The organism is Streptomyces sp. NPDC091371 (assembly GCF_040684275.1).
In the GTDB taxonomy this organism is placed as follows: Bacteria; Actinomycetota; Actinomycetes; order Streptomycetales; family Streptomycetaceae; genus Streptomyces.
On sequence record NZ_JBFBFP010000001.1, the window covers coordinates 225978 to 238691 of the forward strand.

The following is a 12714-nucleotide window of genomic DNA, read 5'->3' on the forward strand; positions in this document are numbered from 1 at the left end:
TCGGGCTGCTCCGCAGCAGCGGCGACGGGCTCGGCCTCTGTCTCGGCGTCAGCCGCGTCCTGCGCCTGCGGCGCGTCGTCCTGCTCCGCAGCGGCTGCGACCGGCTCGGCCTCGGCGGCCACCGGCTCCGGCTCCGCCTCGGGCTGCTCCGCGGCAGCGGCGACGGGCTCGGCCTCTGTCTCGGCGTCAGCCGCGTCCTGCGCCTGCGGCGCGTCGTCCTGCTCCGCAGCGGCGACGACCGGCTCGGCCTCGGCGGCCACCGGCTCCGGCTCCGCCTCGGGCTGCTCCGCAGCGGCGGCGGCCGGCTCCGCCTCCGGCGCGCTGGCTTCGGCGGCCGGCTGCTCGGTCTGCTCGGCGGCGACCGGCTCCGTGGCCGGGGCGTTCGCCAGCGGCTCGGCCGTGGGCTCGGCAGCGGCCTGCTCGGCCTGCGCCAGCGGCTCGGCCTCGGGCTGCGCCGCAGCGGCGGGGGCCGGCTCTGCCGGGGGCTCCTGCTGGTCTTCGGCCGCGGCAGCGGCCAGCGGCTCCGCCGCGGCCGGAGTTTCGGCGGCAGCCGTGTCCTGCGCCTGCGGCGCGGGGGCTGCTGCGGCGGTCTCGGGCTCGGCGGTAGCCGGAGCGGTGTCCGGGGTGGGCTTCGCCGCAGGCGCGCGGCGGGCCTCCGGGACCGTGGGCTCCGCCGTGGGGGCGGGGGCCGTGAGGAGGGCGCCCGGTCCGCCGTCCCGCGGAGCGGACTGCGGCGGAACGGACGGGTTGTCGAACGACGCCGCTACCAGTTCGGCGGCCACGTCCAGCGGCGTGCGTTCCGCCTGGTTCGGGACAGCCGCCGAAGGGGCGTCCGTGGTCTCCGGAACCGGTTCCGCAGACCGTCCGAACACCTTGCGCAACAAGCTCCGAATACCCATGGGCCAGGCCTTTCGCATGAGTGCGTGCGTCATATGTCCGTGCTGCGCGGATGATCCCTGCCCAGAGTGGACACGTAAGGTTATCGGCCGCCCGGCTCGATCTTCGGCAGGGGCGCCCTTCGTGGCGTCCGCCCCTCCGGCGCCCGGAAACCGCCCCTCGAACTCCCGCTCCGACGTGCCGGGTTCACCGATCGTTCATCCCTCCGCCGCCGCATCGGCGCAACCCGCGCCTACCGTCACGGCTGGATTGTTCCGACACGTTGTCGGCGCCCACGCAGCTACTCGGAGGACACTCGTGCGCAAGCTTCTGCCGCTCATCGGCAACCCGCATGGGAGCGGTCGGTCCGCTCTCACCTGTCGCTACCGCTGTGGCGACGCATGCTTCCACGAGGTGCCCAACACCAGCGACAACGAGTACGCCGGCGACGTCATAGCCAAGGCCTACTCCCGCCGCTCGATGCTGCGTACGGCCGCCGTCGTGACCGTCGCCACCGCCGGCGGTACGGCCATCGCCCTCAGCGGCCCCGGCCAGAGCGCCAACGCCACCCCGGCCGGTGAGGCCGCCGCCGCGACCGAGGGTGCCGGCCAGGCCGCCCGCGGCCTGCGCTTCACCCCGGTCGCGCCGAACACCGCCGACCAGGTCACCATCCCCGCGGGCCACGACCAGAACGTGGTCATCCGCTGGGGCGACCCGATCATCAAGGGCGCCCCGGGCTTCAACTCCGACAAGCAGACCGCCGCCGCCCAGGCCGGTCAGTTCGGTTACAACAACGACTTCCTGAGCCTCCTCCCGCTCGGTGGGAAGTACGAGCGCCAGCAGCTGCTCGTGGCCAACCACGAGTACACGGACGAGAACCTCATGTTCAAGGGCTACGACCCGGCCAACCCGACCCGCGAGCAGGTCGAGATCGCCTGGGCCGCGCACGGCCTGTCCGTGGTCGTCGTCCAGGAGGACCACCGCAGCGGCAAGCTGACCGCCGTCTCCCGCCACGAGCTCAACCGTCGCCTCCACACGACGAGCGAGTTCAAGATGACCGGCCCGGCCGCGGGCAGCGCCCTGCTGAAGACCTCGGTCGACCCGAGCGGCACGAAGGTCCTCGGCACGCTCAACAACTGCGCCGGCGGCACCACCCCGTGGGGCACCACCCTCCACGGCGAGGAGAACTTCAACCAGTACTTCGGCAACGCCGGCAAGGTCACCGACCCGACCGCCGCCGCCCGCCTCAAGCGCTACGGCGTGACCCCGGGCGAGACCGAGCGCAAGTGGGAGCGGTTCGACAAGCGCTTCGACGTGGCGCAGGAGCCCAACGAGTCGCACCGCTTCGGCTGGGTCGTCGAGCTCGACCCGCACGACCCGAACTCGGTCCCGCGCAAGCGCACCGCGCTCGGCCGCTTCAAGCACGAGGCCGCGCAGCCCCGCCTGACCGAGGACGGCCGTCCCGTCGTCTACATGGGCGACGACGAGCGCTTCGACTACTTCTACAAGTTCGTGTCGAGCAAGCAGATGAAGAAGGGGAACAGCCGCGCGGCGAAGGAGCACAACCTGACGCTCCTCGACGAAGGCACCCTCTACGTCGCCAAGCTCACCGGTGACTCCCCGGCCGCCCAGGTCGACGGCTCCGGCAAGCTCCCCACGGACGGCGAGTTCGACGGCGCCGGTGTGTGGATCAAGCTGGCCACCGGCAACGTCTCGCACGTCGAGGGCATGACCGCCGAGGAGGTGTACATCTTCACGCGCCAGGCCGCCGACAAGGTGGGCGCCACCAAGATGGACCGCCCGGAGGACGTCGAGCCCTCCCCGCGCACCGGTCGCGTCTACGTCGCGCTGACCAACAACAAGGACCGCGGAGCGGCCGGCAAGGCCCCTGCCGACGAGGCCAACCCGCGCAACGGCAACAAGCACGGCCAGATCCTGGAGCTCGCCGAGTACTTCGACGACCCGGCCGGTGACGCCTTCGCCTGGAGGCTCTTCCTGGTCGCCGGTGACCCGAACGACCCGGCCACCTACTTCGCGGGCTTCCCGAAGGACAAGGTCAGCCCGATCTCCTGCCCGGACAACGTGGCCTTCGACCCGCACGGCAACCTGTGGATCTCCACGGACGGCAACCAGCTCGGCTCCCACGACGGTCTGTTCGGTGTCGCCACGTCCGGTGAGCGCCGCGGTGAGCTGAAGCAGTTCCTGACGGTCCCGCGCGGCGCCGAGACCTGCGGCCCGATCATCCAGGACAAGCGCGTCCTGGTCGCGGTCCAGCACCCGGGCGAGATCGACGGGGCCTCCGTCGAGAAGCCCCAGTCGGTGTGGCCCGACGGACCGGGCAAGATCGTCCGCCCGGCGGTCGTGTCGGTCTGGCGCAAGGACGGCAAGAACATCGGCGTCTGACCGATGCGTTGAGGGTTGACCGTTTCACGTGAAACATCCGATCCCGTGGATGTTTCACGTGAAACACTCCTCAACTCCCTTCGAGCAGGCGGCCCACGGGAAGCCGGAGCGTGGTGATCGCGCCCCCGTCCGGTGCGTTGGCGAAGCTCAGCTCGATCTCCAGTACCGCCGCCTGCCCGGCCACGATCGTCAGCCCCAGACCGTGGCCGCGTCCCCGCCCGGGGTCCCCGGTGCGGAAGCGCTGCGGGCCGTGCTCGATCAGTTCGGCCGGATAGCCGGGCCCGTGGTCGCGGACCACCACGACGGGCCCGTCCACGGTCACCTCCACCGGGGGCCGCCCGTGCCGGTGGGCGTTGGCCAGCAGATTCGCCAGGATCCGGTCCAGGCGGCGCCGGTCGGTCAGCACCGCCGCGTCACGGACCACCCGTACCGAGGCGGCCGGCGGCCTGGTCCCGGCGACGGCCCGTTCCACCGCCCGGCCCAGTTCCACCCGGGCCAGGTCGGCCCGTTCCACTCCGGAATCCAGCCGGGAGATCTCCAGCAGGTCCTCGGTCAGCCGGTGCAGGGCCTTGAGCCGGTCGTTGATCATCTCCTTGGGGCGCCCCTCCGGCAGCAGTTCCGCCGCGGCCAGCGAGCCCGTGAGCGGGGTCCGCAGCTCGTGCGCGACATCCGCGGTGAAGCGCTTCTCCGCCTCCAGCCGCTCCTGGAGCGACCCGGCCATCGAGTCCAGCGCCTGCGCCACGTCCCGTACCTCGTCCCGTGAGCGGGGCTGGCGGGGACCGTCGCTGTCGGCGGGGAAGTCCACGCGGGCGTCGAGGTCGCCGGCGCTGATCCGGCGGGCCACGGCGGCCGTGGTCGTGAGCCGCCGGCTGATCCGGTTGGCGAGGAACAGCCCGGCCAGGGCCACCACCCCGGCCGCGACCACCGAGGAGGCGAGGATCGCGGTGTCGATGTCCCGCAGCCGGTTCCGGGTGTGCTCGTAGGGGATCCAGACCGCGAGGGCCTTCTTGTCGGCGGGCCCGGCGGCCCACATCACGGGCTCGCCCTGGTGCTCGCCGACCATGCTCCCGGTGTCCCCGCGGGCGACGAGCGCGCGCAGCGGACCGGGCAGGTCCGGCGGGTCCAGCGCGACGTTCACATCGCCGTGCGTGGTGCCGTACTCGTAGTGGCCGAGGGCGTGGTCCAGGTCCCGGTCCACTTCCTTGCGGACCTCGCCGACGATCTGCCGGGCGACCACGTTGTGCACCAGGATCCCCAGCGCGGCGGCGACCATGCAGCACACCAGCGTCGTGGTCAGGGCGATCCGCCAGCGCAGGCTGCTCAGGGCGCGCATCGCGCCCCGCCTCCGTCGGTCGGCGTGTCGCCGCCGGCGCCGGGGCCGGGGCCGGGGCCGGGGCATTCGTCGAGGGTGAGCTGGGACAGGTTCATGGTCCCGGTCTCCGGATCCCACACGTAGTCGGAGACGGCGACGTACGCGGGGTTCGAGGTCGGCTCGCGGACGGCGAGGTGCTCGGCGGCCACCTCCACGCCCTCCAGCACCGCGTGCCGGGACAGGATCCGGGCCACGCGGCCGTCGTCCTGGACGGTGTAGACGCGGAGCTCGCTGAGCCGGCCGTCGAGGTCCAGGGCGGTGATCAGCTCCTCCCGGCCGTCGCCGGTGAGGTCGTGCAGGACGGGCGGGCGGACCGGGCAGCCGGGACCGCCGTCCACAGCCTGTGTGCAGAGCGCGAGCCGCTGGGGGGCGCGGGGGTCGACGAGACGGCCGGTCCCGCCGTCCTGTGCGACGGCGGCGGTGACGTCGGCCCGTACGACGGACAGGGCGTTCACCCCGCGCATGCCGGGGCCGGCCACCTTGGGGATCCCGGGCACGACGGCGGCCGTTCCCGGCTGCTGGCCGGGCTCGGGCGGGTCGGGGCGGAACTCCTTCCACAGGGTCTGCGGGGCGTGAACGGTGCCGAGGTCGCCGGCGTCCTTCAGGCCCTCCACGTCGGCGCAGCCCGTCAGTACGAAGAGAGCCAGGAGCGCTCCGACGTGCTGAGGGATGGGTCGCATGCTCTGATGCTCCCGCGTGGGGTGGGACCCGGCCCGGCCGTGGGGCCGTTCGGGGGACCCCGGGCGGTCCGTCCCCGGTCCTCAAACGCCGGACGGGCTGGGGGTCAGGGGGCCGGGCGGGTGATGGCGCGGGCTGCTGCTACCTCCTGGTGGACCGGGGCCAGGACGCTTGATTCGTCGGCCTGGGGCTCCACCTCGACCCGGAGCGGGATCGTGCTGCTGCGTACGCCCTCGGCAAGGGACCGGAGCTCGCGCGCGATCCAGTCGACCTCGCTCGCCGCAGGCGGCACCGCGCCGTGGTTGACGCGGACGCGGGCGGCCGTGGTGGCGTCCACGATCCGTTCGACGGCCACCACCAGCGGCCACCACGCGGCGGCGCGGGTGCCGGTCGGCGGGGGTTCGGTCAGGGCGCGCTGGAACTCGCTGCGCACGCCCGACAGGTCCCGGTAGATCCGCCGGCGGGCCTGGAGGCGGGACTGCCGGGCCACCCGGAGCGCGGCCTCGTCCGCGACCGGGGCGAAGGCCCGCTCCACGTACCGGGCGGCGTCGTCCACGGCGTCGGCGAGCCGGTCCCCGATCCGGGTGTGCCAGCTCTCGGGCCAGAGGAGGTAGCCGAAGACCAGCGTGATGGCGCAGCCGATCAGGCTGTCCAGCAGGCGCGGCCGGATCAGGTCGAAGCCGGAGTGGTTGAGCAGGTCCGAGAGGAGGAGGATGACCGGGGTGATCGCCGCGGTCTGGAAGGCGTAGCCCTTGGCGGAGAACGCGGGGATCAGGGCCGCCAGGACCATCATCACCGGTACGTCCCACCAGCCGCGCGGGACTTCGGCGAGCACGGCGGCCGCGATCACCAGGCCCGCCGCGGTGCCCAGCGCGCGCAGTACCGCCCGGGAGAACACCGACCCGAAGTCGGGCTTGAGGACGAAGGTGACGGTCAGCGCGACCCAGTAGGACCGCTCGACCTCGATCAGGGAGACGAGGGACTGCGCGAGCCCGATGCACAGGGCGAGCCGCAGGCCGTACCGCCACGACGCGCCGGACAGCATCATGTCGCGGACCGCCCGCCGGGCGCGCACCCGCAGGGCGGCGGGCCGGCCGAGGCGGTCGTCGACGTTGTAGGGGTCGGGCTCGGCCAGCAGCACGATGGTCGCCGCGTGCCGCAGCGCGGCGTCGACGGCCCGCTCGTCCGGGGTGTGCGGCTCGGGCAGGTCCAGCACCGGTGTCCCGGTGCGGCCTTCCTCGATGGCCGTCGCCAGTTCCCGTACGGCCGCCGGGATCTCGGGCGGTACCGGCCGACGGCGCAGGTGCGCGGCGGGCACGGCCTCCACCAGCGGGATCACCACGTTGAGCTGGGCCAGCATCCGCACCAGCGCGGGACTCCGGCCGTGCACCCGGGCCCGTCGGCCGAGCACGAGGTCGTAGGCCTGGTTCAGCGTCTGGGTGACCCGCTGACGGCGCTCGTCGAAGGCGGCGCCCGGCCCGCCCGCGGCCTCCAGGGCGTCGGCCAGGGCCCGGTAGGTGGCGGCCACGGCGGCCCGTTCCGGCTGCCGGCCGCGCAGCGGCCAGCCGAGCAGGGTCAGCGCGAGGACGAACAGCCCGCCCGCGGTCAGCAGGAGCGGGGCCGTCCACCAGGGCTGGGGCATCGGGAGCCCGGCGCCGACGACGGCGTTGAGCAGGAGCAGCAGCCCGGACGCGGAGGCGACCGTGCCGATGGAGGAGATCATCCCGGAGACGAGGGCGATGAGGGTGAGGGCGCCGACGGCCACCCAGCCGTGCCCGAAGACCAGGGTGCCCAGCGCGATGCCGACGGCGCCGAACAGCTGCGGGACGGCGATGTTCAGGACCCGCATCCGGTACGCGTCGGCGGTGTCGCCGATCACCCCGGCGAGGGCGCCCATCGAGACGAGCGCGCCGTACTCGGGCTCGTCCAGCGCGAAGCCGACCGCCAGCGGGGCGGCCAGCGCGATCGCGGCCCGGACCACCGCGGCCCAGGGGATCGGGGCGGAGGTCGGCTTCAGTCCCGAGAGCAGCCAGTCGGGCGGGGCCAGCGAGTGGTGCCGGGCCCGCCGCGACGCTATGTGTTCGGTGCGTTCGGTGCTCATTCCCGTTTCCGTGCCGCCGCTCGCGAATCGGTTCTTCTGGGTACCTTCCGAGCTTATGGGGTGCGGCGGACTCGGCCCGCCACCCAGGCCGTCAGCGCGGCGGCGAGGCCGACCGCCAGCACCACCCAGGCGGTGGTGCGCAGGAACGCGGTGAGGGCGTCGTACACGGCCCCGGCGGCCGCCCGGTCGACGTCGGCGGGCAGATCGTCGAGGGTGAGCCTCCGGCACAGGTCCACCGCGATCCACAGCAGGCCCGCGCCGATCGCGAGCCCCAGCCCCGTGGCGATCACCGCGCGGCGCCGCCGGACGGCGACCGCGATGGCGGCCACGGCCAGGGCGAGGGTCAGCACGGGGAGCCAGACACCGGCGATCTGGAGCATGCGGAACCCCTTCCGGAGGGCGCCGAGGTTGTCGTACTCCATGACCTCCACGGACAGGTGGGTCACCGGGATCCGGTCGGCGAAGGGCACGCCGTCGTCGACGAGTTCCTCCTTGACCTGCGCGATGACGGGGGCGAGGTCGATGGTGACGGCGTTGCCGTCGCCCGTGGTGAGCGCGTCGAGGAAGGCGGCGTGCGCGGCGCGGTTGGCGGCGTCCCAGGCGGTCCGGTAGGCGGGGGTCCCGGCGAAGGAGCGCAGGGCCTCGCCGAGCAGGGCGTCGACCCCGCTCTGGAAGGGGCCCGCGTCGATCTGTCCGGCGAGCGCGCGGGTGGCCTGGGTGACGACGAGGTCCTGCACGGCCGGGTCCTCGGCGAGCGGGGACATCGTGGCGGTGTAGCGGTCGGCGTCCCCCAACTCGCGGTCGGCCCAGTACGCGACGGCGCTCGCGGGCACGAGCAGGGTCACGAGCACGATGAGTACCGCCGACAGGATGGTGCGCACGTCACCAGGGAAAGCGAGTGCGGGCCCCGGCGCGAGCGGTGTTGCTGCGGGCGGGTGGCGTGGTGCGCTTGCGCGCTAGATCCTGGATATTTAATATCCAGAATATGAAGATGAGCGAGGGCGTCGAGTGGGCGCTGCACAGCTGCGTCAACCTGGCCTGGAGCGGCCCCGATCGGGCCGTGTCAGCGGCCCGGCTGGCCGCCTGGCACGAGCTGCCCGCGGCCTACCTCAACAAACAGCTCCAGGCGCTGGCCCGGGCGGGCATCCTCACCTCCGCCCCGGGCCCCCGCGGAGGCTTCCGGCTGGCCCGTCCGCTCACCGCCATCTCGCTCATGGACGTGGTCGCCGCCGTCGAGGGGCCGGAGGAGGCCTTCCGGTGCGCGGAGATCCGCGGGCAGGGCCCCGGCGCGGCGCCGGAGGAGGGGAGGGGCGCGGAGTGCGCCATCGCGCACGCCATGACCCGCGCCGAACTGGCCTGGCGGCGGGCCCTCGCCGCCCAGAACCTCGACGAGATCCGGCAGCAGGCCGAACGGCAGGCGCCCGAGGCCCCCGAGCGGCTCCGCGCCTGGCTCGCGGAGCAGTAGTCAGTCCACGGACAATCAGGAGATCGGCATGACGCGCAGCATCATCAACCCCGCAGGACTCCACAACCCGACCGACTACGGATACAGCCACATCGTCTCCGCCCCCGGCGAGCAGGTCTTCATAGCCGGCCAGTACGGCTCCGACGAGAACGGGCACGTCGTCTCCGAGGACTTCGCCGACCAGGTCGAGCGGGCCTTCGCCAACCTCCTCACCGCCCTGGCGGCCGTCGGTCTCGGCCCCGGGGACGTGGTCCGCATCGGCACGTACGTCGTGGGCCACGACCAGGGCAGGCTGGAGGTGCTCCTCAAGCAGCTGCACGCGACCTGGGGCACCGAACTGCCCGCCCAGACCCTGATCGGGGTCGCCGCCCTCGCCCTGCCCGACATGCTCTTCGAGATCGACGCCGTGGCCGTGCGCGGCTGACCCGCACGGGTGATCCACTTGCCGGTCGGGGGTGCCGGGTGTGCCCTGGATGATGGGAGAGAGGAGCCCGTCATGGCACATGCGGCACCCGCTGCCCATCGGCAGCACCGGCAGATGACGGACATGACCCACCTGAGCAAGTTGGCCTACGCCGGGCCCCTGCTCCTCGGACTCGTCTACGGAGTCTGGGCCGCCTACATCGAGCGGCAGGCGGGCCCGGTCGACGCGGCCAACGTGTTCTACGGGATCCTGTGCGGCGTGCTTTTCGCCGGGATCGCCTTCGGCCTCGACCGGATGGGCCCGAGCGTCATGCAGGAGGTCCGCGCCGCGGCGTACGGGGCCTTCGGCGGCATCGCCGTGGGCTACCTGCACAGCCTCACCAACCAGTCGATCCTCAAAGCCGTCGTGGTGGGCCTCTTCGCCGGCATCGGCGTCGGCGTGGCGGCGTTCTACCGCTTCCACACCCACGAGGACTGAGACGGGTCTCGTAGGCGGCGGTACTTTCGGCCGGGGCGGGTCGGTACTTCCGCCCGAGGCGGCCGGGGGTCCGCACAGCACAGACTGAACAGTGGCGCCGGTTCCCGTGCCGTGGTCGAACCTCACGTGACCACTCTCCGTTGCCGAGGGCACGGGAACCGGCGCTCTTCACCGTCCTGCGACGGGTCTACGCGGCCGGGTCCCCGGCGGCGGCCTGCCGCTGTTCACTCTCGGGCGCCGCGGTCGCCGCGGGTGCTGCCGGTGCGACGGGCTCGGCCGGACGCACCGGCTCGGTCTGCCGGACCGGCGGGGTGAAGCGGGCGGCCTCGGCGCGGAGCATGGCGTTCAGTGCGGCGTACGGGTCGATGGGCATGACGGAACCTCACGGTGTGGGGGTGGGGGCGAAGTGGGGGGATGCTGCGTCAGGGCTCGGCCCGGTCAGCAGCGCAGGACCACACTTCGCGCCGTCCCCGTGGACGGCACCGCTCCGATCGGCCCGCGCGCGGGGGCCGCGGCATGTTTCACGTGAAACACCGGAGCCGGCCTCAGCCGTACGCCCGGGATCCCGCGCGCGACCAGCCGTACGGCGGCTCGTGCCTCGGGATCGGCGGCCGGATCGGACGGCCCCTCGGCGGGTTCCGCGGGGGCGCTGGAGGCGGGCCGCGGCTCGGCGGCCATCGCGGCGGCCGGACCGGCGCCGAACACGCACAGCAGCACGACGCAGGCCGCGGTCAGGGCCCGGGTCAGTGCCGTTCTGGCGTAGTGCCTCCCGCTCATGCGAGGGGTGTGCCCAGGTATCCACGGCGACTCCCGGACACGCCGCGAGAAGCCCCCGACCGGGGGAGGAAGACCCCCCTAGCGGGTGCGGCGCTGACCCGTCAGCCGGGCCAGTACGGCGGTTTCGCCGCCGGTCAGGCGCAGTTGGGGCCGCCCGGCCGGGCCCTCGTCCCCAGAGGCCTCGCCGGGGGAGACCCGTACGACGGTGAACACGGCCGTACGACCGTCCGCGCGCGGGATCTCGACGGTCCGGCCCGGCCGCAGTTCGCCGAGGCGGAGCCCGGCCCCGGTGACCACGGCGGTGCCGGCCGACCCGGGCGGCGGGCCGCCGGCGTCCCAGGAGGGGCCCGGGGCCGCCCCTTCGCCCTCGGCCAGCGGCACGTCGACGTGCAGGCTCGGGATGCGCAACCGCAGCGGCCGCGCGGGCCGGAGCGGACCGGTGACCGCCCGCAGCGGTCCGGGGGCGGTCCTCGGCGACCGGGCCCCCTTCCCGGGGGCGTGCTCGTCGGGGCGTTCCAGTTGCCGGACGAGACGGCGGTGGCCGGACAGGCCCAGGGCCCGCGAGGGCAGCGAGTCGTCGGTCGTCGCGGTCGAGGCCGAGGGGTGGGCGCCCTCGGTGCTCTGCAACACCCCGATGCCGGTGCACAGCAGAGTCACCGTCAGCGCGGCGACGACCCACTTGGCGCGGGGCATGGCGATCCCTCCTGTCCGGCGCGGGCGGCCGGGTCATGTGAGCAGTGGACACCTCCTCTGCCCATCCACACCCTGTGAAACACCAGGGACTGACGGGGCGTCACGGGCGTGTCGTCCCTTGGCCGGGGCGTCTTCGCAGATGGCGCCCGTTCCGCCGGTCGGGACGGGGTGTGGGGGATGTACGCCCGAACGGGTGAGATGCGTGGTGACGCCTTCGGGCGTGTCGGGGCGGTGGCACGTTCTGCCACATGCGAAAACCTGTCAAACAGGGGTGCCGGGAGTGGGGTTGGCGTGAGTTGCGGGGGTCCGTTCATCCCCCTTTCGTTGAGGCATGAATGATCCTTTCGCATATGCCCTTGCCATGGGCGCCCCTCACTTCGCGCCGGAGTCCGGGCCCCGCTCCGGCCCCGGCGACGCCATAGCGGGGGCGGCGGTCTTCGGTGCCGTCGCCGCCCCGCTGCCCAGGACCCGTTCCGCGGCCGCCTCCCGCAGGGCGCCCGCCAGGCCGTCCACCACCCGCCGCTCCCGCCAGGGGTGCCCCGCCGTGCTCATGCGGGCACCGCTGAACGCAGCGCCGGCAGAACCGGAGCCGCAGCCCGGGTGAGGTACCCGGCAGCGACCGGCGGCAGGGTGATCGCGGTGGTGGGCGTCGTCGGCTGGAGGGCCGAGAGGCGCCGCAGCAGCCGGGCGCCCAGCTCCGGACCGACCGCTTCGGCCACCACCTCGGCCGGGGTGGGCCGCGAGTGCACCCAGCCGATCCGGCGCAGCCCCGACCAGCCCGCCTGCTCGCCGGCATCGGCCAGGGCCCGCGCGGTGGCGGAGAGCGGCAGCAGGTTCACCGCCGCCGGTACCGCTGCGAGGGCCTCCCCGGCGGCCTCGCCCGGGGCGGGCCGGGTCGCCTCGGCGACGGCGATCCGGGTGAACGGCGGCCGGGGCAGCTCCGGATGGTCGGCGAGGTCGCTCACGGTCGGGGCCAGGCAGTGCACCCCGGCCGGGAACCCGTCCCGTACGGCCGCGGCCGCCACCGCCCGCCCGGCCGGACCCGCGTCCCCATCGGTGACCAGGTGGAACGCCGTACGCCGCTCCCCTCCGGCGGCGAGCGGCAGCAGGGCGGCCACGGCCCCGGCCGCCAGATCCACGCACCAGACGGCGTCGAAGCGGGCGGTGGAGCGGGGATCCAGGGCATCGGCGGCCCGCCGCGCGTCGAGGCGGACCGCGAGGAGGTCGACGTACGCGGGATACAGCCCGGTCAGGGTGAGCTGACGGGCCAGCAGGAGGCGCGCCTGCCGTACGTCGGTGGCGGTGAGCAGGGTCAGGTGGTGGCCGCGGCCGAGGAGTTCCGCGGCCAGGCGGATTCCGGTGGGACCGGCCGCGCCGGCGAGGGCGATGTGCACGGCTGACTCGTTTCGGAGGTGGAAGCGGTGCGTCTACGCGGTGGCGGTGGCGGA

Annotated in this window: 13 protein-coding genes and 1 pseudogene; 4 read left to right on the forward strand and 10 right to left on the reverse strand. The window is 73.9% G+C overall.

All coding sequences use genetic code 11. From position 1 onward, the window contains the following. Positions 1 to 899 (reverse strand): annotated as a pseudogene (locus tag AB0O21_RS01120) (hypothetical protein); the annotation flags it as partial. A gap of 295 nt (positions 900 to 1194) precedes the next feature. Here AB0O21_RS01120 and AB0O21_RS01125 point away from each other — a divergent pair. Next, positions 1195 to 3279 carry a PhoX family phosphatase gene (locus AB0O21_RS01125; RefSeq protein WP_365164649.1) on the forward strand — a complete coding sequence of 695 codons (2085 nt, stop codon included), beginning with the start codon at positions 1195 to 1197 and terminating at the stop codon, positions 3277 to 3279. Between the two features lie 70 nt (positions 3280 to 3349). Here the strand turns inward: AB0O21_RS01125 and AB0O21_RS01130 are convergent, their stop codons facing one another. The 4 genes from AB0O21_RS01130 to AB0O21_RS01145 form a co-directional block, all read right to left on the reverse strand. Then, positions 3350 to 4612 (reverse strand): HAMP domain-containing sensor histidine kinase, encoded by a 1263-nt coding sequence (locus AB0O21_RS01130; protein ID WP_365164651.1) that lies wholly within the window; start codon positions 4610 to 4612, stop codon positions 3350 to 3352. After that, positions 4600 to 5331, reverse strand: coding sequence for a hypothetical protein (locus tag AB0O21_RS01135; RefSeq protein ID WP_365164653.1), 732 nt, complete (start codon positions 5329 to 5331; stop codon positions 4600 to 4602). The genes AB0O21_RS01130 and AB0O21_RS01135 overlap by 13 nt, the downstream gene beginning before the upstream one ends. Positions 5332 to 5435: 104 nt before the next feature. Then, the gene (locus tag AB0O21_RS01140) at positions 5436 to 7430 is read right to left on the reverse strand and encodes an FUSC family protein (protein WP_365164656.1); all 1995 of its coding nucleotides are present in this window, start codon (positions 7428 to 7430) and stop codon (positions 5436 to 5438) included. Between the two features lie 53 nt (positions 7431 to 7483). Further along, positions 7484 to 8311 carry a hypothetical protein gene (locus AB0O21_RS01145; RefSeq protein ID WP_365164659.1) on the reverse strand — a complete coding sequence of 276 codons (828 nt, stop codon included), beginning with the start codon at positions 8309 to 8311 and terminating at the stop codon, positions 7484 to 7486. A 110-nt stretch (positions 8312 to 8421) separates the two neighbouring features. On the opposite strand from AB0O21_RS01145, the gene AB0O21_RS01150 reads away from it, so the two are divergent. The 3 genes from AB0O21_RS01150 (at position 8422) to AB0O21_RS01160 (ending at position 9796) form a co-directional block, all read left to right on the forward strand. Then, a complete protein-coding gene (locus AB0O21_RS01150) occupies positions 8422 to 8895 on the forward strand; it encodes an Rrf2 family transcriptional regulator (protein WP_365165414.1) in 474 nt (157 codons plus the stop codon). 28 nt (positions 8896 to 8923) lie between these two features. Beyond that, positions 8924 to 9319 (forward strand): RidA family protein, encoded by a 396-nt coding sequence (locus AB0O21_RS01155; protein ID WP_365164662.1) that lies wholly within the window; start codon positions 8924 to 8926, stop codon positions 9317 to 9319. A gap of 72 nt (positions 9320 to 9391) precedes the next feature. Next, positions 9392 to 9796, forward strand: coding sequence for a hypothetical protein (locus AB0O21_RS01160; RefSeq protein ID WP_365164665.1), 405 nt, complete (start codon positions 9392 to 9394; stop codon positions 9794 to 9796). Positions 9797 to 9983: 187 nt separating this feature from the next. Here the strand turns inward: AB0O21_RS01160 and AB0O21_RS01165 are convergent, their stop codons facing one another. The 5 genes from AB0O21_RS01165 to AB0O21_RS01185 all read right to left on the reverse strand — a co-directional run bounded on the left by AB0O21_RS01165 (position 9984) and on the right by AB0O21_RS01185 (position 12660). Further along, complete coding sequence (locus AB0O21_RS01165; protein WP_365164667.1) at positions 9984 to 10169, reverse strand: hypothetical protein; 186 nt, start codon at positions 10167 to 10169, stop codon at positions 9984 to 9986. Between the two features lie 65 nt (positions 10170 to 10234). After that, positions 10235 to 10573: a hypothetical protein gene (locus AB0O21_RS01170; protein ID WP_365164669.1), complete on the reverse strand. Its 339-nt coding sequence runs from the start codon at positions 10571 to 10573 to the stop codon at positions 10235 to 10237. Positions 10574 to 10651: 78 nt separating this feature from the next. Beyond that, the gene (locus tag AB0O21_RS01175) at positions 10652 to 11266 is read right to left on the reverse strand and encodes a class F sortase (RefSeq protein ID WP_365164672.1); all 615 of its coding nucleotides are present in this window, start codon (positions 11264 to 11266) and stop codon (positions 10652 to 10654) included. Between the two features lie 372 nt (positions 11267 to 11638). Further along, a complete protein-coding gene (locus AB0O21_RS01180; RefSeq protein WP_365164675.1) occupies positions 11639 to 11818 on the reverse strand; it encodes a hypothetical protein in 180 nt (59 codons plus the stop codon). After that, positions 11815 to 12660, reverse strand: coding sequence for a hypothetical protein (locus tag AB0O21_RS01185; protein ID WP_365164677.1), 846 nt, complete (start codon positions 12658 to 12660; stop codon positions 11815 to 11817). Before AB0O21_RS01185 ends, AB0O21_RS01180 begins: the two co-directional genes overlap by 4 nt. Between the last annotated feature and the right edge of the window lie 54 nt (positions 12661 to 12714).